The organism is Paenibacillus lautus NBRC 15380 (assembly GCF_004000945.1).
In the GTDB taxonomy this organism is placed as follows: Bacteria; Bacillota; Bacilli; order Paenibacillales; family Paenibacillaceae; genus Paenibacillus_AQ; species Paenibacillus_AQ lautus.
In genome coordinates this window covers 162520-185296 of the sequence record NZ_BIMF01000008.1, presented here as the reverse complement: position 1 = coordinate 185296, position 22777 = coordinate 162520, and the positions used below count along the sequence as shown (strand labels likewise).

Genomic DNA, 22777 nt, shown 5'->3' with positions numbered 1-22777 from the left:
GATATATGCGGTCTGTCTTCTGAGAAGTTCGTCGATAGACGTTTTTCTTAGTTAATAGTCATCATTAATATCGATCGTCGCGTCGGTGTTTTAAACATTTTTATCATCTCAACATTACCCGCAGGTGCAGTTCAGAACCGGTTTGCGTGCCGCCGTCGTTTCGTCAAGTCGCTTTACGACTGTGGTATAAGGTGCGTTGATGACAACCTCCGGCGTGGTTTCGGCTTCTTTGGCGATCTGGATCATCGTGTCGATGAAACCGTCCAGCGTTTCTTTGCTCTCCGTCTCGGTCGGCTCAATCATGATGCATTCCTCCACGTTGAGCGGGAAATAAATGGTTGGCGGATGATACCCAAAATCAAGCAGCCGCTTGGCAACATCCAGGGTTCGCACGCCGTACTCCTTCAGCTTTCTGCCGGACAGCACGAATTCGTGCTTGCACAGCCCCGGGTAGGCAACTTCGTAGTATGGGGCCAGACGATGCATCATGTAGTTGGCATTTAGTACGGCGAGCTCCGAGACGCGGCGAAGTCCTTCCGGTCCATAGGTTCGAATATACGTGTAGGCGCGGACCAGGATGCCAAAGTTGCCATAGAACGCCTTTACGCGCCCGATCGACTGTAGACGGTCGTAATCCCAATAGAAGGTGCCGTCCTCGCGTTTGGACACGATCGGTTTGGGCAGGAACGGGATCAACAGGCTCTTCACGCCGACAGGGCCTGCACCGGGACCGCCGCCGCCATGCGGCGTGCTCATCGTTTTATGCAGGTTGAGATGGACCACGTCGAAGCCCATGTCGCCTGGACGGGTAATTCCCATAATGGCGTTGGAATTGGCTCCGTCATAGTACAGCAGGCCGCCGGCTTCGTGCACGATTTCCGCAATTTCCACGATCTGCTCTTCGAACAGACCCAGTGTGCTAGGGTTCGTGAGCATTAAAGCTGCCGTATCGTCACCAACGACAGCGCGAAGGGCATCCAGATCCACCATGCCGCGCTCATTGGATTTAATCGTGATCGTGTCGTAACCGGCCACCGTTGCGCTGGCGGGGTTAGTACCGTGCGAGGAGTCGGGAACAATCACCTTGGTTCGCTTCTCGCCACGGCTTTCATGGTAAGCACGGATCAGCATCAGCCCTGTCCATTCCCCATGCGCTCCCGCAGCGGGCTGAAGCGTTACTTGATCCATGCCGGTCAGTGCAGCGAGATCATTCTGCAGGGTATAGAGCAGCTCCAGAGCGCCTTGTATGCTTTCTTCAGGCTGGTACGGATGAATCTTGGCAAAGCCGGCAAAACGGGCAACATCCTCGTTGATCTTCGGGTTGTATTTCATCGTGCATGAGCCGAGCGGATAGAAGCCGTTATCGATACCGAAGTTCCGTCTCGACAGCTCGGTATAGTGACGAATCACATCCACTTCATATACCTCAGGCAGTTCCGCCGGTTTGCTGCGAAGCAGGCTTTCCGGAATCAATGAAGCGGCGTCGGTCTCCGGAACGTCGCATTCGGGAAGGGAATAGGCGACACGGCCGGGCTTGCTGAGTTCAAATATCAAGGCTTTTTCCGGTTTCATACGATCGCCTCCAATTCACCAATAAATTGGTCGATTTCTTCCTTGGTCCGCCGTTCGGTTACGGCGATCAGCATGCATCCTTGAAGCTCTGGATAAGCTGTACCAAGATCATAACCGCCGATATAACCTGCACCCAGCAGCTTCGAGTTGACCTCCTTCACGTTCGTTCCTTCAGGCAGCTTTACCACAAATTCATTGAAGAACGGCGAGCTGAACGGGAGGGAGAAATTGCTTTTGGCGATCCGGTCGGCAGCGTAATGGGATTTGCGCACATTCAGAAGCGCTGCTTCCTGCATGCCGGCTTTGCCCAGCGTGGACATATATACGGAAGCACACAAGGCGAGCAGGGCCTGGTTAGAGCAAATGTTGGACGTTGCTTTTTCGCGGCGAATATGTTGTTCGCGCGCCTGCAGCGTCAGTACAAATCCGCGTTTGCCGTCCTGATCGACGGTTTGGCCCACGATACGACCGGGAATGCGGCGCATCAGCGGCTCGGATACCGCGAAGAATCCGCAGGTTGGTCCACCGAGAGAAGCTGGAATGCCAAGCGGCTGGGCGTCGCCAACAACGATGTCGGCTCCGAGCACGCCAGGGGATTCCAGTAAACCGAGGGACAGCGGGTTAACGCTCAGCACAAGCAGTGCTTTTTTCTCATGAACCAGCGGCTCGATTGATTTCACGTCTTCGATGCAGCCGAAGAAATTCGGTGATTGCAGCAGAACGGCGGCGGTATCATCCGTTATGGCTGCAGCGAGTGCATCCTGGTCGGTAATGCCATTGACGATGCCGACTTCCACGACGTCCAGATCGAGTCCGCGGGCCGAAGTCAGAACGATTTCACGGGCTTCGGGATGGACAGCACGCGAAATGACGATTTTCTTCCGTTTGGTTGCGCCGCTGGCGAGCGCCGCAGCCTCAGCAAGCGCCGTGGAACCGTCATACATGCTGGCATTGGCAACTTTCATGCCGGTCAATTCACAGATATAGGATTGAAATTCAAAAATCGCTTGCAGCTCGCCTTGGCTGATCTCCGGTTGGTATGGCGTATACGCGGTGTAGAATTCAGAGCGGGAGATCACATGATTGAGCACGACAGGAATATGGTGGTCATACAAACCAGCCCCCAGAAAGCTTGTATAACGGTCGAAATCGGCATTGCGGTCTGACAGGCGGCGCATATGCTTGAGAAGCTCAGGCTCACCCAGCCGTTTTGACATGGGGAGGACCCCGTTGTAACGGACCGCTTTGGGGATATCGGCAAACAGATCTTCGATCGTTCCCGCGCCGACCGCAGCAAGCATATCGGCTTGATCCTGTTCCGTCATAGGCAAGTAACGATGCTTCATGTTAAGGCAGCTCCTCTTTTGTAGAATGGTGTCTTTACCACTTTGGCTTTTAACTTCTTACCGCGGATCTCGACCCATACCTCGGTATCGAGGCCCGTATATGAGGTTTCGATCAGGGCCAATCCGAGATTTCGCTTGAGTGAAGGGGATTGGGTACCGCTGGTCACTTCACCGATGAGTTCTCCTTCATCGTTGTATACAGGATAGTGGGAGCGCGGAATTCCGCGATCGATGAGTTCAATGCCGACCAGCTTACGCGGTACACCGTCTTGCTTCTGCTGTTGAAGCGCTTCCCGACCGATGAAATCGCCGCTGTCCAGCTTCACGAAGAAACCGAGACTGGCTTCAAGCGGAGAGATCGTGTTTGAGAGCTCTTGGCCGTACAAGGGCAATTTCGCCTCGAAACGGAGTGTATCGCGGGCGCCGAGTCCGGTTGGAACAAGACCATGTGGTTCTCCGGCTGCTAAAAGATCTCTCCAAATGACGGGAGCGTCCCCAGCGGAACAATAGATTTCAAAGCCGTCTTCTCCGGTATAACCGGTACGGGAGAGTAGGGCGGTACAGCTGCATACCTGTGCGTTCTGGATAAAATGGAAGGAAGGGAGTTCGTCTAGCGCCTCGGTCGTTACCTGTGACATGATGTTCGCGGCGGCAGGTCCCTGAAGTGCAATCAAAGCTGTTTCTTCGGACACATTCCGGATGGTGACATCACCTGCAAGATGGTCTTGAAGCCACTGAAAGTCTTTGTCGATGTTGGATGCGTTCACAACCAGCATGAATCGATCTGCCGACAGTTTATACACAAGCAGGTCATCTACCGTACCGCCGTTGTCGTAACACATTAACGTGTATTGGGCCTGGCCAATTGATATGCGGGTTACGTCATTCGTGGTCATCTTCTGGATAAAAGCTTCAGCGTCTTGTCCGGTGACGATAAATTCACCCATATGGGAGACGTCGAACTGGCCGGCGTGCTTGCGTACGGCTTCATGCTCATGAACAATGCCGGAAAATTGCACGGGCAGTTCCCAGCCGCCGAAGTCGATGCAGCGGGCAGAAGGAAAATCGGAATAAAGCGGGTAAAGCGGTGTACGTTGTAATGAACTCATCTCTTCACCTCTTCTAATTGGCATGATCAATTGGGGGAAACACCAAAAAAGGACAGACAGAAGGATAACAAGCCGTGCTAAAAAAAGCCCGCTCGTTGCGTAATCCTTCTGCTCTGTCCTTTGTACCTGAGAGTTACCCCACATGTCATGTAAGTATAATGTCAAGCGTGTGTGAGTTTCCCCGTGGGTGATTCTACATTCAGAATTCTCTCCAGAGGTGCGTCCGGTAAAGGTCCTTTTGCCTGAGAGATTCACCGTGTTACGGCTTACTCCTTCGGCGCTACCTGTCAATCCTGTCGGTAATCTCTCCCGCTACCATCATCCGCGTGAAAATTATTGAGTTGTCATCATCTTCCTACGTTCTTGTGATTATTATAAACGTGTCTCTCCATAAAGTGTCAACCTTTATTTCACCAAATTATTTTCATTCTTAAAATTTTTGTCAGATATCTTGACATCATCTCGTCCCTGTTTTATTCTGTGGGAGAATAAGCCAACCGAATATGCGGATGACGATGGATGGGAGAGACCGCCCGACGAGGGTTGAAACCTTGGCGGCACCGAAGGAGCAAACCGTTATGCCTGCCGGGCTGACGAGTAATCTCTCAGGTACACGAACCGCCATCTGACGCAGCTCTGGAGAGTGCGCAAGCCACCCAAGGGGAAAGATCGAACCGGTGCATGAAACGGTCGATCATAAACTCTCAGGTACCGAGGACAGAGAGAAGGCGAATGCCTTTTTTCGCGTCCTTTTTTTTCATTTATTCACCCTAATTTCATTTCTTTTAAGAAAAGAGGAGTATCCGTAAATGAGCGAAATCAGAGAGAATTTGGTGTACAGCGACGATCATGAATGGGCATTGAAGGTAGATGGAAATGTGGTGCGCGTCGGTATTTCCGATCATGCGCAATGCCAGCTGGGCGATATCGTATTCGTTGAACTCCCCGAGACGGGCGCTGTCGTTTTAGCAGGTGACAGCATCGGTACCATTGAGTCGGTCAAAACCGTATCGGAACTGTATTCCCCTGTAGCAGGAACCATTACGAAAGTGAATGCTTCCCTGGAAGATCAGCCGGAGCTTGTGAACGGAGAGCCGTACGAAGGCGGATGGATCATTGAGGTAGAGGTGGAAGGCGATTTGGAGGAAGCACTCGGACAACTGCTGACTGCGGAAGCTTATCGGGCTAAAGTGGATTAAGTATGGAATCATAACATTGAATAATGAAACATAACGGCTGCTACTCATGATGAGGTTTACGAGTAGCAGCCGTTTTTATTTTTGGCGTTAATTCTAGGAACCTTGCAGGTTCGATATCAAGTGCTCGAAGCCACACGGCGTGCGATCCGGCGTGCTCGAAGCTCAGGCAGATTCACGACCAGAATTCCGCCGATGATGAGCATGCTGCCAACGATGGAATAGAGAGAAATCGCTTCGCCGTACAGAAATGCGCCCAGCCCCAGCGCGATGATGGGAGAAACAAAGAGCCAGGTGGACGGAAAAAAAGCATTGGTTGCTTTTAGCAGCCAGGCATACAGACTATGGCCCAGCATCGAGCCAACCATCGTCAAATACAAGACAGATCCGATGGCTGGTAACGTTAGAATACCATTCCATTGTACATGTTCACTGAATAGGGATAACAGCAATAGGGCTGCGCCGCCATACATCATCTGCACCGCATTGATCGTAATCGGTGAGATATCCGGCATGTCAAAGGATAACTTCCGGGTAGCCAGGGAGCCCACACTATAACCGATTTCACCTATAAGAATGGCGATACAGCTCAGAATCCAGATGAGATCGCTCCCCATCGCCATCTCGGGCATGATAAGCAAACATACCCCCGCAAAACCGATAGCGCACCCCCAATAATCACTGCGCCGGGCATTCTTCCGCATCACGACCGATTGGATCATCAGAATCATCATGGGGCCTGTTGCCGATAGAATGGCAGCGATCCCCGAGGATACGTGCTGCTCGGCCCAATACAGCGTTGCAAACGTCAAGAATGTGCTGGTCATCCCGATTAGAAGGAATTCCTTTCGCAGGAGAAGACTTGGTTTTGCCTTCCGCTGTAATATCATCCATAGGAAGATGAAGGCGCCCGCCAGAAGAAATCGAAGTCCCGCTGAGAGAAACGGCGGCAGTCCTGCTTCAACGCCAATCTTGATGGCGAGAAACGTCGTGCTGAAAATGGCGCACATTAGCAAGTAGTTAAAAATAATCATGTAGCATCCTCCTTTTTCTATACTATAATAGGTAGTTAATAGAACAGATTGGTGATAGGTAGAACAGATATGCTTTATTGGGATCGGGGGAAGAACAGATGGAAATATCAATGCTGGACGACAAACATCAAGGGAAGCGAACGTTACAGCAGTCGGTCTATGACACCATTCTGGAAGGAATTGCTCGGGAAGAGTGGAAGGAGACTGACAAAATCCCGTCCGTGAGGGCGATGGCCGAGCGTTTGAACGTTCATCGATTAACGGTGCTGAAGGCTTATCAGCAGCTGTTAGAGGACGGGATCGTGGAAGTTAAATATAAATCGGGATATTTCGTAGCGGCTAAGGCCCCTGTCACATTGCCGGAACGCTGTTCATCCAGCCCGCCATGGGCATATCAAGCCAAATCGATGTACGTCAATCGCAGCCGCTTGTCCGAAATACACAGGCATCAGGTCGATTACCAGATGTCGGAAGCGCTGATTGATCCTACGCTGCTGCCGAATGCATTCTTGTCCAATCACGTGAAACAAGTGTTTGACATGTATCCGAAGGTATTAAGCACGTATTCTTCCGTGTCCGGAGATTTGGAGCTGCGCGAGGAAATGGCTCGGTATTTTATGGACAAACAAGGCATTACGGTCCATCCGGATGAGCTGCTCATTACGACGGGATCCCAGCAAGCGATCGACCTAATCTCGCGTTCGCTCGTCAAAAGCGGAGATTGCGTATTGATCGAACGACCGACGTATAGTCCGGCGATCGATGTTTTTGTACAGCAAAATGTCAAGCTGCTTCCAATTGAGATAACGCCGGAAGGGTATGACCTTGAGCGAATTGAAGGTCTTATGCAAACGGAGAAACCGAAGCTGTTCTACATGAACCCAACGTTTCAGAATCCGACGGGATACACGGTTCCGATCGCACAGCGCAAAGCACTGGTTGAACTGGCGGAACGATATCAGTGCATTCTGGTGGAGGATGAGGTATATCACGACATTTATTTTGGAGATCCGCCGCCGCTGCCCTTTTTTTATTACGATACCGAAGGCTATGTCATTCACATTCGAAGCTTCAGCAAATATGTGGCCCCCGGCTTGCGGATATCGGTGCTGGCTGCTCGTCCGGAACTGATGAATGTCATTCTTCCGATCAAGGCGCTGTCGGACAACGGGACGCCGCTGCTGACGCAAAAGATTTTCCAGCACTATTTTTTCTCGAGCAGACTTCAGGAGCATGTGGCCAAGCTTCGGATTGCGCTGGAGCTTCGTAAAGCGAGGATGGAGAAGCTGCTTGAGCCTACAGAATGGCGATGGAACAGCCCCGGCGGCGGCTTGAATTTGTGGATACAGCTGCCGGAAAACGTCAGCGTGGATGCGTTGTTGCGGCAATGCCTGGCTGAGTCGGTAGCTTTTGTACCGGGGCGTATATGCGACCCGCTGGATCAGATGGATTCGTGGATCAGACTCAGCTACTCCTATATCAGCGAAGTTCAGCTGGAAGAGGGAATTCGTCGTCTCGTCGAGATATCGGAACGGGTGAAGCAAGAATCCTATTTTAAAAATGGTCTGATTTAATGTCACAAAAACAGCCCTCTTCTCGTGTTATGTGCAAAATCGCATAAAACAAAAGGAGATGGTTGAGGAAGTGTTACCGGTGTTGTCTTTGTCAATATTCGGAATGGATTGCTGCAAAATATTTATATTGTGAGGAATCCGGATAAACTTGCGGGGATCTAAGCGTATGCTTGAAAATCGTTAAAGCACAATTAGAGCAGCCTACCTCTAGGGAGGGGGCTGTTTTTTTACTGGAGACAGGAGATGCATGAGCGAAACCCAATCGAACGGTTAGATGAGCTTTTCATGAAGGAAGTTTGATCCTGGATTCGTATTCCAGTATGCAGGGTAATTACATTTCGGGTTCGCAAGCGGATCTGTTACCAAGTGCATTTTCGTCAGGCACTCATCTACTACCTACATACCAGGAGGTTCCGACAAATGGACAATTCAAACGCCAATTCGAATGCTAACAGCAGCTACAACAAGACGAGCAAGAACCAACAGCTGGAACAATTCACGGTAGACAATGACGGTAAGGAACTGACAACCAATCAGGGACTTAAGGTCTCTGAGGATGAACATTCGCTTAAAGCGGGCGAGCGCGGTCCGACCTTGATGGAGGACTTCCATTTCAGAGAGAAGATGACGCATTTCGATCATGAGCGGATTCCGGAACGAATCGTGCATGCCCGCGGTTTTGGGGCTCATGGTTATTTTCAGCTATATGAATCCATGAAAGATTATACAAAAGCCAAATTTCTGCAGGACCCTTCCGTCGTCACGCCGGTGTTTGTCCGATTCTCCACGGTTGCGGGCTCCAGAGGATCAGCCGACACCGTCAGGGACGTGCGCGGCTTCGCAACCAAGTTTTATACGGAAGAAGGGAATTATGATCTTGTTGGCAACAATATGCCGGTCTTCTTCATACAGGATGCAATGAAGTTTCCCGATTTCGTTCATGCTGTCAAGCCTGAGCCGCATAACGAGATCCCGCAAGCACAGTCCGCCCATGATACGTTCTGGGATTTTGTCGCTAACAATTCGGAAAGCGCGCACATGATCATGTGGGCGATGTCCGACCGATCCCTTCCGCGAAGCTTCCGAATGATGGAGGGCTTCGGCGTACATACCTTCCGTTTCGTGAACGAAGAAGGACAAGCGCATTTCGTGAAGTTTCACTGGAAGCCCGTGCTCGGCACACATTCCCTTGTATGGGATGAAACGCAGAAGCTGGCAGGCAAGGATCCCGACTTTAACCGCCGTGATCTATGGGATGCGATCGAGTCAGGAAATTATCCGGAATTTGAGTTTGGTGTTCAAATGATTCGGGAGGATGAAGAATTCAATTTTGGTTTTGACATCCTTGATCCGACCAAGATTTGGCCCGAAGAACTCATTCCCGTCAAAATCATCGGCAAGATGACGCTCAATCGCAATACGGATAATTTTTTTGCGGAGACTGAACAGATTGCATTCCATCCGGGACATGTCGTACCCGGAATCGATTTTACCAATGATCCGCTTCTGCAAGGCCGCTTGTTCTCCTATACCGATACCCAGCTTTCCCGGCTTGGTGGACCCAATTTCCACGAAATTCCGATCAACCGCCCGATTGCACCGGTTCATAACAATCAGCGTGACGGGATGCACCGTATGACCATTAATAAAGGACCAGTCAGCTACCACAAGAACGGCATTGCCGGTAACACGCCGCAGCCGGTTCCAGTGGAGCGCGGCGGTTACGAGCATTACACCGAGAAGGTGGAAGGACGTAAGGTGCAGGCACGCAGTGACAGCTTTAAGGATCATTTCAGCCAAGCGGCCCTGTTCTGGAACAGCATGTCTGAGGTCGAGAAGCAGCATATCGTATCCGCGTTCCAGTTCGAGCTTGGTAAAGTGTTGCGAAAGGAAATTCGCCAGCAAGTCGTCGATCTGTTCGCGAACGTTGATAGCGAACTTGCCACACGGATTTCGGAGGGCATTGGAACCATGCCTCCACAAACCAGCGGCTCCGCTTCCAGCGACTCTTCTCCGGCACTGAGCATGATGAATACCGTGAAGCTCCCGTTAACCCGTAAAGTGGCGGTGCTGGCAGGTAACGGATTCACGGACGAACTGCCGTTTGTGCTCACACAGCTGCAGCAAGCCGGCATCATCACCGAAGTGGTTAGCGCGAAGCTCGGCGTCATTCAAGGCAAAGCCGGCGCGGAACTGGAAGTGAACCATTCGCTGCTTGGGGCGGATTCGGTCTTGTTCGATGCGGTCCTTGTTGCAGGCGGCGCGTTAAGCGTATCGGAGCTCCTGGCGGATCAGAAGGTGCTGGATTTCGTCAAGGAAGCGTATCAGCATTTCAAGCCGATCGCAGCCATAGCCGAAGGGGCAAACTTGCTTCCATCATCCAGCGGTGAAGGGATTGTGGTTGCTCAGGAGAATGAGGATTTGAAGCCGTTTGGCGAAGCCTTCATTGATGCGATCGCGGCGCATCGCCATTGGTCGCGTATTATTTAAGAATGGATTGCCCTTGAATATATAAAACGATTGCGCTATAATTCCCCTTAATCATTGGCTGAAAAGTGAAGGGGATTACACTATGATGAACATCCAATTCAATCAACTTCATCATCACAAGCAGCGTTAGCACGCCTGTCATTCTACAGGGTGGGCTAACGCTGTTCGCGTTGGCCTCCCTGCCGCATATCCAGCGCGCGGGACCATGAGGTCCGGCGCGTTTTTTATTTTCATTAGTACGAAAGGATGAGTAGCGATGCAGAACGTAAAAGGAACGTATGATTATTTTGGCCAAGAGCAGGCGATCCGAAGAAAGGTGCAATCGACGCTGCGTGAAGTGTTTGAATGCTATGACTATGCTGAAATGGAGACAACCATTCTGAATGAATCGGACCTTTTGTCTTCCAAATACGCAGGAGGGGAAGAAATTCTGAAGGAAATGTACCAGCTGACGGATCAGGGCACGCGACGTCTGGGGCTCCGGTACGACCTGACAATTCCATTCGCCAAGGTGATCGCGCTGAATCCCGCCATCAGCCAGCCATTCAAGCGTTATGAGATGGGAAAGGTATTCCGGGATGGTCCCGTCAAACGGGGAAGATTGCGGGAGTTTCTGCAGTGCGACGTTGATGTGGTGGGGATTTCGGGACCAGAAGCGGAAGTTGAGCTCATGCAGCTTGCAGCCGAAGTGTTTCGGAGACTTGAAATACCGATCATAGTCAGGTGGAACAATCGAAGCTTCCTGGGTGAAGTCCTCGGGGCTATGGGCGTACCGGAAGAAAGGAAAACATCCGTCATGCTGACGCTGGATAAGCTCGATAAGATTGGCAAGGAGGGAGTTCAGCAAGAGCTTGCGGGCAAGGCACTTGCTCCGGAGATTTGTCGTCAAATTCTTGATTTTGTTAATCTCAAGGAGCCGACATTAGAGGAGATAACAAGCAAATACAACCTGGACAATGAGCGCGGAGCACGAGAAGTACAGATCCTGCAAAATATGCTGCAGCGCGTCGGTTTGCAAGATATCTGCGTATTGGATCCGTTTCTTTCAAGAGGCTTGTCATTTTACACCGGAACCGTTTACGAAATATTTGACGCATTGCACGATTTCCGTTCAAGCTTGGGCGGAGGCGGCAGGTATGATGCGATTATCGGCCAGCTCGTTGGACGCGAGGATATTGTTTATCCTACGGTGGGTCTTTCGTTTGGCATGGAATCCATCATGGAGATGATCCGGAGCCGTCCGATTGAAACGAATAAGCCGCTCGTAGTGGTTATCCCGATAGGTGAAACCGTCCCGGAAGGATTGACGGCTGCAGCGGCACTCCGGAATCGCGGAATTCATACCCGTTTGGCGGACAACCGGCGCAAATTGAAAAAAGCATTAGCTTCCGCTTCAGCTGAGAGTATTCCTTATGCCATCCTGATTGGCGAAGATGAAGCGGCGGCGGGCATGGTCCGACTGAAAAAAATGATGGAGGGCAAGGAGCTTACATTGACTCTGCAGGAGGCGGTTGCGCTTATTACTCAAAGATGTGAATGATGACAGGAAGCGGGGAAGCCCCGCTTCCTCATCTTGGTGTGAAAACTCATTTCCAACAGCTGTATGAAGCCGACATATGGAATGCCTTTGTTCTTTTTCGAATATAATGGTTTTCTACCGAAAAGGGACTCGCGCTCGAAACGATCTCCAAGTAGAATAAAGCGTATAGATTTTACCAGGGGGGAGCGGATTGCCATGCTGTACGAACAATTCTTCATGCTGCACCAAAAGCTTGCTGTTAACGCTCCAGCCAATACGGCTACGGAAGTGACGCTTGAGCAGATCGCCGATACGCTGTATTGCACAACGCGGAATGCCAAGCTTGTTATACGCAAGCTGGAAGAGAAGGGTTGGATTATATGGAAGGCAGGACGTGGGCGAGGAATCCGTTCCAAGCTTACCTTTGTAGCCGAGCAAGCAGATCTGCTTAAGGAAGCGGCGCAGCAGCTTGCGATAAAAGGGGAATATAAGCAGGCCTTCGAACTGCTGCGTACCTTTGGTCAGGGTATTTACACCAATGATTCTTATGTGGAATGGATGAACGGGCATTTTGGTTTTAGCAAGGAGATGAAAGAAGGGGAAGAAGAAGCAAGGGATTCTCTGCGGCTTCCGGTTTACCGCCTGATTGAAACGTTGGATCCTGCCGAATGCTACTACAGTTTTCAAGCTCACATGGTCCAGCAGATATTTGACCGGTTGGTAATATACGATAATGCAAATGATCAATACCTCCCAGTTATCGCGCATTATTGGAAGAGCAATGAGGATGGAACGATTTGGACTTTTCATCTGCGTAAAGGAATACTATTCCATGACGGTAAGGAATTATCGGCGGAGGACGTGAAATTCACGGTGGAACGTCTGGGACGGGATAAACGAAATGCTTGGATCGTGCGTGAACTGCAGCGGGTAGAGGTGGTGTCCCCTCGTGAGGTTCGTTTTATTCTTAACAAGCCGAATCGGATTTTTATCCGTTTTCTTAGCTCCACTTGCATGTCCATCGTGCCTAAGCATTTGGCGAGCGTCCATGAAGAACAGTTCTGGAAGCAACCTGTCGGAACGGGACCCTTTCGGGTAGAGGAATGGACCGATGAACGGCTGACCATTCATGCAAACCCCCATTATTATCAAGGGCGGCCGCATTTGGACAACATCCACATTATCTTGATGCCGGAAGATGCGGAGCATTGCGAGGTCAGCTGGGAGCGGCTGCTGCGGGATCCGGAGCATGTCATTCATAGCGATGAGAAACATGCAGTGGATATCATCGAATCATCCGAAGGCTGTACGACTTTGATTACATGGAATATGAAAAAGCAGGGGCCCTATCAGTCCATCGAATTTCGCCGGGCATTCAGCCTGATTCTGAATCGTACCGAGATGATACGCGAACTTGGCGACAATCGGCTTTACCCGGCCAAAGGATTCATTATGGATGAGCAAGCGCCTTACCGTAAAGACCGATATGATCCCGAGCTTGCAAAATCACTGCTGGAACAGTCGGGTTATGACGGCTCTCCCATTACCATGGGTACGCTCGCCAATCATATCAAAGACGCCCAATGGGTGCAGAATCAGTGCGCTTCCATCGGGATTCCATTGATCATCCGGGAGGAGAGGATGGATACCATACACCAATCGGATGTGATGAACAGCATGGATTGTATCTTGAACGGTCTGGTTCTTCCAGGTGAAGAAGTATGTTTAATCGAGAATTACGAACAGAAGGGAAGCGTAGTCAAGGAGTTCATGGATCCATCGCTGCATCATTGGGTGAAAGATTGCGTAGATGATGCGCTTGCCAGCGAGTGGTATGAGGAGCGTATGAGTTTGTTATCCCATATTGAAGAGAGGCTTCGGGAGGAAGCGCATGTATCCTTCTTGAATCATACGAGATTTTACGCAAGCTTGGATCCTTCTTATAAAGGGGTTGTCATCAATAATCTGGGATGGCTGGATTTCAAGCAGATTTGGCGAGTATGATTTCTTCCCATAAAAAGAGCAAGCGCGAATAACCGCGCTTGCTCTTATTTCTTATAAGGATTTCGTGCGGCTTCTTCGGGATCTCCGCTTTCGAAAGAAGCCATAAAGTTTATCGAGAATTCGGGTATTGCTTGTGGTATGCTCCGATTCACTTGCGATCTCGTCATGAATAATGAATCTTCCTTGGCGATCAAGTTCGTCCCATTTAGCTTGCTGGTATTCGTTCAATTTTTCCAAAGTATAAAAATCGTTGTTCATGTTAACCTCCCTATCAGACATTCGGAATTCGCTGTAACGCCGGTAGAATGTCTTGATACTCTCATTATGGAGGTCAACCGAACTTGTAAAAAGTGTAAACCTCGGCCGCCTTTTTTCCCCTTTTCACGAACTAAAGGACTACCGCAGAGAAGAGATTAGACTTTATTATCACGATGCGTGATGGTGGAATTCTCAATCTGGATCGTTGAATGCTCGATGTGGAATCGGCTGTCCAGAAGATCAATCGCTTGTTGCAGAATCTCATAACTGTTCGCGTCATCCTGGGCGACGAGATGGCAGCTCAAGGAATCGAAATTGGACGTAATCGTCCAAATATGAAGATCATGGATGCCGGTGACCCCTGGAATAGACAGCAGGGACTTCGTTACTTCTTCAGGGTTTATCGCTGCCGGTGCACCCTCCATCAGAATATGAACGGTATTCTGTATGATTCTCCAGGCACTCTTCAGAATCAAGATCGACACAAGGATGGATATGATCGGGTCCGCAATGTACCATCCGAAGGCAAGCATCACGATTCCGGCGATGATTGCGCCTACAGAGCCGAGTGCATCACCGATAACATGGAGGTACGCGCTGCGGAGATTCACATTGTTCTTCACATCCCCCGTCCGCATCAAGAACCAGGCACTAAGAAGGTTAGCCAACAGGCCGATAGCTGCAATGAGCATCATGCTTCCGCTGGCGACGGTAGGCGGGTCATCAAAGCGCTGAATCGCTTCCCATACGATAAAGCCGGCGATGACAAACAAGGCGACGCCATTTAATAGTGCTGCCAATATTTCAAAACGATAAAAGCCATAGGTTTTATTCGGCGATGAGGGCTTCGTGGCAAACCATAATGCAACCAGACTGAGCAGCAACGCACTGGCATCACTTAACATATGTCCGGAATCGGATAACAGCGCCAAACTGTTGGTTAGCAAGCCCCCTACAAACTCTAGAATCATGATGCCAAGTGTGATGATGAGGGCAATGGCAAGTCCTTTTTTGTTTCCTGAGCGGGCATGATCATGGTGGCTATGGTCAAGCCCATGATGATGGTTATGATGATGCATAATCGAAAACTCCCTTCGGATCCATCTGTTAAAAGTAATCCATAATCATAAAATAATTTACATTATATATAATATGAACATATGCTCATATACAATGCAATCTTTCCGTTTGTTTTTGTCAAGTTTTTCCGGAGAGTTTGCGAATGTGAAAATCATTTTCCACTTGTTCATTTATCTAGTATGCTTGATTAGCGAGATAATTAGATCTCCGTGTGATGATCTTGGAACTAATATCGGTTGTAGAGAAGGAGTGGTATGCGACATGGGAGAACAACGTAAATCGATTAGTGAAGCTTATGGCGAAACAGCCTATCCATTGATTGGACATAGCCGCAGGAATCTCGAGGTGCTGCTGGAGGCATTTCGGGATGTGGATGGGTCGCAGATGGGGGATACATACGGCAAAGGCGCCATCATTGAGGAATTTCAGGCGCGCATGGCAGACGTACTGGGCAAGGAATCGGCTGTCTTTTTTCCAAGCGGAACCATGGCGCAGCAGATTGCATTGCGGATCTGGTGCGATGATGCTGGGCTGAAACGAGTGGCCTATCATCCCCTCTGTCATCTGGAGATCCACGAAGAGGACGGGCTTAAGGAGCTGCATCATATCGAACCGATTCTTCTCGCCGATAAAGAGCGTTTGATCACGCTTGAAGACGTGCAGAGCCTGGATCGTGACATTGCATGTTTGCTGCTGGAGTTGCCGCAGCGTGAAATCGGAGGTCAGCTGCCCGATTACGAAGAGTTGGAGGCAATATCGGCGTATTGTCGTTCTCAAGGGATTAAGCTGCATCTGGACGGGGCAAGATTGTTCGAGATCACCCCGTATTATCAAAAAACGGCGGCAGAACTCTGTGCTCTATTTGACAGTGTATATGTGTCCTTCTATAAAGGTATAGGCGGGATTGCCGGCGCCATTCTGGCTGGCGGCACCGATTTTGTGGCGAAATCCAAGGTATGGAAAAGGAGGCATGGCGGGGATCTGGTCAGTCTTTACCCGTATATCATTAGTTCAAGTTATTATTACACGGAAAGAATAGGTAACATGGGCCGATATTACCAGGAGGCTAAAGAGCTTGCAGCTTTGTTTAATTCGTGCGAGGGCGTGAATACGAAGCCTGCCGTGCCCGTATCGAATATGTTTCATGTCCATTTTGAATGGGACAAGGAACAGCTTGAACCCATTCTTATCGAGGTTTTCCGCGCGACAGGCGTCGGATTGATCAGTTATCTAAACGAAGCAGGGGAACATCAATGTTATACGGAAGTTCACATTGGGGAACGGTTCGGCAAGACGCCGAGAGAAAGCATTCAAGAAGCTTTTCAATTGTTGAATGAGAAATTGCAGGAAGCTGCGAGCACATGACAAAAGGACCAGAATCAGGTCCTTTTTCATTTGCCTATATTCACCCAATCGGTCCCATATAGACAAGCTCGGACGAATTGGCCGGATGCTGGGCAAGACCAATGATATCACCGGCTCTGGGAATTTGCAGCTTCGATACAAGGGTCTCCAGCGTTTTGGTATATTGGCTTCCATCGTTCTCCGTTACATCCAATTCAAAGATGACAACCGGGTCGAAATTGATCAGCTTCCCGGTATCCCGTACAGTTCGTACTTTAGCGGTGGCCGTTATTGCCAGCGCTCCGGTCGCTGCCAACTGCGCTTGCTTCGCCTGCTCTAAACTTTGGTTGATGGCATTGCGATGCTCCTTCGGTACAAAACCTTTCATCATCATGCCGGTTAAACCCTTGTTCATCATTTTATCTGCTTTTTCCAACGCATCCAGCGGACTTTTCTTTTTTCCAAACCATCCCATAAGCTCAGCACCTCACTAGTTAAATTATTTATAATTCCATGTTACCCGTGGGGTCTAAAGGAGACAATGGTTTGGCAAGGATACAAAACTTCCGGCGTCAGGAGGGAATCAACACGATATTCCTTATAAAACTTTTGCCGAATGAAATGGTTTGCGCACTCTTTATCCTGTCACACAGCGAATAAAATGAAGGGAACGGCAAAAGTTTTGCTTGTAAAGCATGCTTTTGTAACCTTTTTGGCGGATGAGTTATTTACTTCGAAGCAGGTAGACCAGCTTTTTGTAGTAAGAAGCTGACTCTTTGTATTTCCTTGCTTCCTCTGATACCACGGCCAATGCTTCATATAAGGATTCGAGTCGCAATGTAAGCTGATTGGACTCGTAGTACGGTAAACAAGACAGGGCATAACCCATAAATTCATCATGATGACCGTGAGCCAAGGCCAGCTGGCATTGGTAGTAGGCTGCCGACATCTCTTGATCCGTTGTCAGCTCTATCGCTTTCAGCTCTTGAATATACTGGGTTAAAAGCCCCCACTGCTTTTGAGCCAATGCCAATTCACACCGGTAAATCAATAGGATTGGGCGGAATTGCTGACGCACCTCTACGGCTTCCCGCTCGAGAAGTCCTTCAAAACGGTGGATTTCTTCTTCGGCTTTTTCATGATCTCCCTGCATCGTCAGCATGATGATCCGGTTGTTTAGGATGGTTGACACCATGTTCCCCTGGTTTACCGCATAGACCAAATGGGCTTCGGACCATGGAGAGGGTAACCAGCGCTTCCTGATATAATCCCATGGAATAACAATAGCCGCTATACGCGATGTACAGATCGGATAAGCGGTGAAACAATCGGTCTTCATAAACCCGTCTCATCGTTCCTTCAAACACCTGCTTGGCCTGGTCATATTGCTTCAAAAATATACAGGCCTCCATCTTGAAGTTTTGGGTGGTCAGCCATAAATCGGTGCCGTCCTGCACATATTCGCTTAACCGGTTCACTTGGCTTAAAGCCTCACGATAGCGGTTCTTGGAGCGATAGAACTGGATTTTATAGAACAGCATCGCTTTTTTCGCGGGCAGCGGGAGCTCAGCGTCGTCGGGACGGCCGTATTTCTCCAGATAAAAATTGAGGTAATTCTGGTGCAGATAATCATGGGATACCGCATCGTTCACTTGTTGATAATAGACCGCCTTCATCAAGGCAGTTGTAAGTTCTACCGTCAGACAGTCATGTCGATCCGGAAGATCGTGTATGCGTTCCTCTGTAACGTGAGAGACCGATTGGGATAATTCTTCAAAGATGCGTTCCGCGGTCTCGAGTGTATCCTTATCGGAATTAGCCGTATGGATTAAATAGGAGGGGGTCACTTGCAAACGCTGTGCCAGATGCCCGGCAAGGTCCTCAGCCAATGGATAACGATCGGCAAGGATGTTCGCAAAATGAGTGGTTGTCACGAATCCCTCAACTAGCTCTTTGCGGGATATTCCTTTTTTCTTGCACAAGAAATCAATTCGTTCTTTTAACACGGGAACAAGCTCCTTAATAACTGGATTTTGGGAAAAGTATACCATGCCGGGCGCGACCTATCCGGACTGATGGTTAAAAGAGGAGCAAGGACCTAGTCACTTGTGAGCGGTGAGTGCGGGTAAGCAAGGAATTTGTTAGAATAGAAAGAAGAAGCGAGAAAACTTTGAATCATTCAATCCGGCGAGGTGAAAATCATGATGGCTCACATTAGAAGCACAACCGTTCAAGTCGTTAAATCAGGCTCCGGGCAAAGCAGCACGGGAATATCGGGCATAGAATTTGTTCGGAGCCTACCTCAGCATTAATTCGAGCTGCAATATTTCATGTGCTGCTTTGCTCACTATTTACAAGATTCTATGTAGATAGGAGCAGGGAGAATGAAATACGAGAAAGCATTAGATATTTTGCCAGAACACGTAGTCAAAACCATTCAACAATATATTGATGGAAGTTATATCTATATTCCGAGAAAGTCGGAGAACCGCAAGTCCTGGGGGGAACAAACCGGGGTAAAGAAGGATTTGGATATCCGGAATCAGGATATTTTCAAGTGTTATATGCATGGCGACTCCATCCGAGCATTGTCAGAACGATATTATTTAACGGAGCAATCGATCCGTAGAATTATTCGGGCAGAACGAATGAAAGATAGGCGAGATCGGAGATAAATTTAGCAAGATTGTTTATATAGCGTTAGTTATCATCAGGAAAGAGCGGCTAGGACACTTGTCCTGGCCGCTTTCAATTAAGAAAATTACCTGTCAGAAATTTGGAACGAACTTTTGATATTTTGCACGTCCAAAAAACATACCTTGATAGTCGCTCTTGGCGGTATCATCCGATGAATATCCGGATTTTCTCCTCATCACGCCAGATTTATTGCGTGGAATATAATGTCATATTTGGGCTTGTCATGCAAGAGTATTTTCAACGAAAGTGCAAAATTGCTCTGTAATGATTTACCAAGTTAAGGAAAAGCATTAAAATAGAGGTTAACGACATTACAAGTAGAAGGAGTTATGCATGAACCCGTCATATACCCGGCGCATACAAGAAGTTTATCCACACCTGGATATTCAAGACGTTGAGATGAACAACATAGGCCAGAACAACGATGTGTTGATTGTGAATCAGACGCTGGTCTTCAGATTTCCTAAGTACGCAGAAAGTTTCCAAGCGTTGATCAGAGAAACCCAAATATTGAATGGGATCAAGACCAAGTTGACGCTGCCTATACCGAATCCGATGTATGTTTCATTTGACGATATGCAAGTGGGCAAAATGTTCATGGGCTATCCTTTAATCGAGGGTCAACCGTTATGGACAGAAGATCTGCTTTCACACCAAAATTCGGACATCGAGGACAGGGTAGTAGAACAGATGGTCGAATTTCTCGTTCAACTTCATGCTGTGGAGATCAATGAATGGATCGCTGACGATAGAAATGTCATAAATGTCCACGAAGAGATGTCCGGATTGTACACACAAATTCAAGACCGGTTGTTTCGTTACATCAGGCCCGATGCACAAGAGGAAATCTCTAGCAATTTCACAAGATTTCTGAACAACCCTGCGAATCGTGACATTCGTCCAACCTTCATTCACGGTGATTTTGGCACGTCCAACATACTCTGGAGTCAGGAGAAAGGCCGAATTACGGGTATCATTGATTTTGGAGGTTCAGGGATTGGAGACCCGGCTTATGATCTAGCGGGAATCCTATCGGGGTATGGTCAAGCGTTCTTCGATAAGTGTATCGCCATGTATCCGAATGGAGACCCAATCGCGCAGCGCGTACATTTTTATAGAAGCACGTTTGCCTTGCAAGAGGCGCTGCATGGAGTCATTCATCAAGACGCTGAAGCGTTTGAGGCAGGCATACGTGATTTTAGATGAAATATAATCATGGGGGTTATACATGATACAAGTACTGGAGGTATCCCATAAATGACACCCAAACCCGTCATCATCGAGGAATTTAATCCCGAATGGCCGAAAATGTTTCAGGAGATTCAATCCATATTGGCACCTACCCTTGGTGATGATGTGCTGAGTATCGAGCATGTGGGAAGCACCTCCGTTCCGGGGCTGGCCGCAAAGCCAATATTGGATATCGATGTTGTGATCGAATCCATGAAATCGCTTCCGGTTGTCATTGCGAAATTAGAAACCCTTGGCTATAACCATCAGGGGGATTTAGGGGTCGAGGGCAGGGAAGCTTTTGAAAGGAAAGATGAGTATGTCCCATACAGCGAGGAGCTTAAATTGAGAATGACCCAGCATTTATATGTCTGCCATCGGGACAGCCAAGAGCTATACAGGCACATTACTTTTCGGGATGCTCTCATTCATAACCCGGAGCTGGTTGAAGAATATGCCTCATTAAAGAAAGAACTAGCCATAATTTTTCGAAACGATCGGAAGGCCTATACGGAAGGCAAATCTGATTTTATCCAGCGGGTATTAAAGCAGTACACGCTAAAATGATGAAGGTAATCTCCAACATAACATCTCGGATGATGAGCTTGAATCCTACCAACAAAATACAAAACAGCGAGGTAAACCAATGAACGTTACATTAAAGGTGTTAGATAACACGGAGCTTAAAAGCATCTGGAAGGAAGCGTTTCAGCAGCAAAATATAATGCGCCCGGATGAGTATTATGATTTATGCGAATATGAGAACCAAATCGGCAAGCGTGTCACCTTGTTGGCTTTTGTTCATGAGGAGCTGGCCGGTGTTTCCCACTTGAAATACGAATCGAGTTATCCCTATTTTCGAGAGCAGAGTATTCCGGAAATCAATGATCTGAATGTATTCCCCGATCACCGGAGGAACGGCATCGCGAACCGCATCATAGAAGAATTCGAGAACATCGTCCGCAAAAAAATGCCGCGTATCGGTATCGGAGTTGGATTGTACAGGGACTACGGTGCGGCTCAAAGAATATATGTCCGGCGCGGCTATATTCCGGACGGCAACGGAATTATGTACAACAACGAATCTGTGGTGCCCGGTGACATGGTGTGTGCGGATGACGATCTAAATCTGTATCTAATTAAAGAGCTGGATTAATAAATCGTCTTTGCAAATAATCGGCTTCAGTTATATAAGTTTCAGGAGCGTGAGCGTGAGCGTGAGCATGAGCTTTTTCATTCGATTAAATTTATCGAGTTTTTTGTATGCACTGTTCCCTTTTGCCGGGATTGAACTCATGGCCAACGTTTACCGACTCAGTCGTGTGACAGGTTGGGGCCTGGATCACGTGAATGTTGTGATCTTGGTTTTCTTTTTTGTTGGCCTGCTTCTATCGGGGTTCGGATTTCCAAAGTTGATCAGGCATTGGTTGGGTGGCCGTAAAACGTCTTTCTTTTCGCTTCTTTTGTGGATCCCCTATTTCATGATACTGACCTATATTGTGACTGCATGGTTTCCGATCATCGATCCGGCAGACAAACCGAATCCTGTAACAGGGCTCATTGCCATCGTAGTTTTGGCACTGTACCCGTTCTATCTGGCTATCCTTCATCTGTTTGGAACTACCCCGATTACAGAGGGGATGGGGGAAGATGAAGTGACATGAGCTTAATGTATATATATCAGGTGAATGTATCAGGTTCAGAAAGGAGCGGGTTATGATCATCGGCATTCTTATCGTGGTGCTCATTATTGAACTCATTGTGATTGAGGTCAGACTCAAAAAGAAGTTGGATAATGACGAGAGAATCATTGAGAGACTCGATCTCATGATCAAAGATATACGGGAGATAAAGAATAAACAATAGATTCACGGTCTAGGGGAGTATGTATAGATGGGCAATGTGGATAAGCATAAACAGGAGAAAGAACGATGAATAAAGGGTTTTCCCATTGCTTGCAAATTTTCCCGACGTCTAACTTCGAGAAGACCAGCGAGTTTTATGAGCGAATCGGGTTCCGTGCTGTGAACTATTTTGATGCAGCAGAACCGCATGTGTGCCTTTACAAGGACTCTGTTGAAATTGTATTAACGAAGACGGAGACTGAGGTTGTCCCGAATCGAATCCGTTACGGATATGGGTACGATGCTTATTTTATTACTTATGGACAACGGGAGATCCAGCAAGCGCTTATGGATTTGGACGTGAAGATTGTCAGAGCCTTATCGACGACGGATTATAACAATCATGAGTTTGTGTTTGAGGATGTGGACGGACGCTGGATCGCAGTTGGTAATAAGCTATAGAAACAAGGCGCGAAAAGG

General features: G+C 48.5%; 21 protein-coding genes and 3 riboswitches. Of the genes, 12 read left to right on the top strand and 9 right to left on the bottom strand.

Annotated features, from left to right (window positions below):
- Positions 1-114: 114 nt before the first annotated feature.
- Genes gcvPB through gcvT form a run of 3 tightly spaced genes read right to left on the bottom strand, consistent with a single transcriptional unit; the run spans position 115 to position 4027 of the window.
- Complete coding sequence (gene gcvPB / locus PLA01S_RS16385; RefSeq protein WP_127593133.1) at positions 115-1572, bottom strand: aminomethyl-transferring glycine dehydrogenase subunit GcvPB; 1458 nt, start codon at positions 1570-1572, stop codon at positions 115-117.
- Positions 1569-2918, bottom strand: coding sequence for an aminomethyl-transferring glycine dehydrogenase subunit GcvPA (gene gcvPA, locus PLA01S_RS16380; RefSeq protein WP_127593132.1), 1350 nt, complete (start codon positions 2916-2918; stop codon positions 1569-1571). The genes gcvPB and gcvPA overlap by 4 nt, the downstream gene beginning before the upstream one ends.
- Positions 2915-4027, bottom strand: coding sequence for a glycine cleavage system aminomethyltransferase GcvT (gene gcvT / locus PLA01S_RS16375; RefSeq protein WP_127593131.1), 1113 nt, complete (start codon positions 4025-4027; stop codon positions 2915-2917). Before gcvT ends, gcvPA begins: the two co-directional genes overlap by 4 nt.
- 111 nt (positions 4028-4138) lie before the next feature.
- A riboswitch (glycine riboswitch) is annotated at positions 4139-4244 on the bottom strand.
- Between the two features lie 3 nt (positions 4245-4247).
- A riboswitch (glycine riboswitch) is annotated at positions 4248-4349 on the bottom strand.
- A 187-nt stretch (positions 4350-4536) separates the two neighbouring features.
- Positions 4537-4658, top strand: a riboswitch (glycine riboswitch).
- A gap of 178 nt (positions 4659-4836) precedes the next feature.
- Between gcvT and gcvH the strand changes: the two genes are divergently transcribed.
- Positions 4837-5226 carry a glycine cleavage system protein GcvH gene (gene gcvH, locus PLA01S_RS16370; protein ID WP_127593130.1) on the top strand — a complete coding sequence of 130 codons (390 nt, stop codon included), beginning with the start codon at positions 4837-4839 and terminating at the stop codon, positions 5224-5226.
- A 116-nt stretch (positions 5227-5342) separates the two neighbouring features.
- Here gcvH and PLA01S_RS16365 read toward each other — a convergent pair whose 3' ends face one another.
- Positions 5343-6257: a DMT family transporter gene (locus PLA01S_RS16365; protein WP_127593129.1), complete on the bottom strand. Its 915-nt coding sequence runs from the start codon at positions 6255-6257 to the stop codon at positions 5343-5345.
- Positions 6258-6355: 98 nt separating this feature from the next.
- Here PLA01S_RS16365 and PLA01S_RS16360 point away from each other — a divergent pair, with 98 nt between their 5' ends.
- From PLA01S_RS16360 to PLA01S_RS16340, 4 genes are all read left to right on the top strand, one after another.
- Entirely contained in the window at positions 6356-7831 is a 1476-nt protein-coding gene (locus tag PLA01S_RS16360) for an aminotransferase-like domain-containing protein (protein ID WP_127593128.1), read from the top strand.
- 420 nt (positions 7832-8251) lie between these two features.
- Positions 8252-10321 (top strand): catalase, encoded by a 2070-nt coding sequence (locus PLA01S_RS16350; protein WP_127593127.1) that lies wholly within the window; start codon positions 8252-8254, stop codon positions 10319-10321.
- Between the two features lie 256 nt (positions 10322-10577).
- On the top strand, positions 10578-11861 hold the full coding sequence (locus tag PLA01S_RS16345; protein WP_127593126.1) for a histidine--tRNA ligase: 1284 nt from the start codon (positions 10578-10580) through the stop codon (positions 11859-11861).
- Between the two features lie 195 nt (positions 11862-12056).
- Entirely contained in the window at positions 12057-13844 is a 1788-nt protein-coding gene (locus PLA01S_RS16340; RefSeq protein WP_127593125.1) for an SgrR family transcriptional regulator, read from the top strand.
- 51 nt (positions 13845-13895) lie between these two features.
- On the opposite strand, the gene PLA01S_RS16335 is transcribed toward PLA01S_RS16340, so the two are convergent.
- Both PLA01S_RS16335 and PLA01S_RS16330 read right to left on the bottom strand, forming a co-directional pair.
- Positions 13896-14102 carry a hypothetical protein gene (locus PLA01S_RS16335; protein WP_127593124.1) on the bottom strand — a complete coding sequence of 69 codons (207 nt, stop codon included), beginning with the start codon at positions 14100-14102 and terminating at the stop codon, positions 13896-13898.
- A 155-nt stretch (positions 14103-14257) separates the two neighbouring features.
- A complete protein-coding gene (locus PLA01S_RS16330; RefSeq protein ID WP_127593123.1) occupies positions 14258-15181 on the bottom strand; it encodes a cation diffusion facilitator family transporter in 924 nt (307 codons plus the stop codon).
- A 262-nt stretch (positions 15182-15443) separates the two neighbouring features.
- Here PLA01S_RS16330 and PLA01S_RS16325 point away from each other — a divergent pair, with 262 nt between their 5' ends.
- Complete coding sequence (locus PLA01S_RS16325; RefSeq protein ID WP_127593122.1) at positions 15444-16547, top strand: threonine aldolase family protein; 1104 nt, start codon at positions 15444-15446, stop codon at positions 16545-16547.
- Between the two features lie 40 nt (positions 16548-16587).
- Here the strand turns inward: PLA01S_RS16325 and PLA01S_RS16320 are convergent, their stop codons facing one another.
- The 3 genes from PLA01S_RS16320 to PLA01S_RS16315 form a co-directional block, all read right to left on the bottom strand.
- The gene (locus PLA01S_RS16320) at positions 16588-17001 is read right to left on the bottom strand and encodes a hypothetical protein (protein WP_127593121.1); all 414 of its coding nucleotides are present in this window, start codon (positions 16999-17001) and stop codon (positions 16588-16590) included.
- A 249-nt stretch (positions 17002-17250) separates the two neighbouring features.
- The gene (locus tag PLA01S_RS32625) at positions 17251-17688 is read right to left on the bottom strand and encodes a hypothetical protein (protein WP_246059607.1); all 438 of its coding nucleotides are present in this window, start codon (positions 17686-17688) and stop codon (positions 17251-17253) included.
- Complete coding sequence (locus tag PLA01S_RS16315; protein ID WP_246059605.1) at positions 17663-18532, bottom strand: hypothetical protein; 870 nt, start codon at positions 18530-18532, stop codon at positions 17663-17665. The genes PLA01S_RS32625 and PLA01S_RS16315 overlap by 26 nt, the downstream gene beginning before the upstream one ends.
- 378 nt (positions 18533-18910) lie before the next feature.
- Between PLA01S_RS16315 and PLA01S_RS16310 the strand changes: the two genes are divergently transcribed.
- The 6 genes from PLA01S_RS16310 to PLA01S_RS16285 all read left to right on the top strand — a co-directional run bounded on the left by PLA01S_RS16310 (position 18911) and on the right by PLA01S_RS16285 (position 22759).
- On the top strand, positions 18911-19201 hold the full coding sequence (locus PLA01S_RS16310) for a CD3324 family protein (RefSeq protein ID WP_127593120.1): 291 nt from the start codon (positions 18911-18913) through the stop codon (positions 19199-19201).
- 355 nt (positions 19202-19556) lie between these two features.
- Complete coding sequence (locus tag PLA01S_RS16305) at positions 19557-20429, top strand: phosphotransferase family protein (protein WP_127593119.1); 873 nt, start codon at positions 19557-19559, stop codon at positions 20427-20429.
- 51 nt (positions 20430-20480) lie between these two features.
- Positions 20481-21020 carry a GrpB family protein gene (locus tag PLA01S_RS16300; RefSeq protein WP_127593118.1) on the top strand — a complete coding sequence of 180 codons (540 nt, stop codon included), beginning with the start codon at positions 20481-20483 and terminating at the stop codon, positions 21018-21020.
- Positions 21021-21099: 79 nt separating this feature from the next.
- Complete coding sequence (locus PLA01S_RS16295; RefSeq protein WP_127593117.1) at positions 21100-21609, top strand: GNAT family N-acetyltransferase; 510 nt, start codon at positions 21100-21102, stop codon at positions 21607-21609.
- A gap of 55 nt (positions 21610-21664) precedes the next feature.
- A complete protein-coding gene (locus PLA01S_RS16290) occupies positions 21665-22117 on the top strand; it encodes a hypothetical protein (RefSeq protein WP_246059603.1) in 453 nt (150 codons plus the stop codon).
- 267 nt (positions 22118-22384) lie between these two features.
- The gene (locus PLA01S_RS16285) at positions 22385-22759 is read left to right on the top strand and encodes a VOC family protein (protein WP_127593116.1); all 375 of its coding nucleotides are present in this window, start codon (positions 22385-22387) and stop codon (positions 22757-22759) included.
- Positions 22760-22777: the final 18 nt, after the last annotated feature.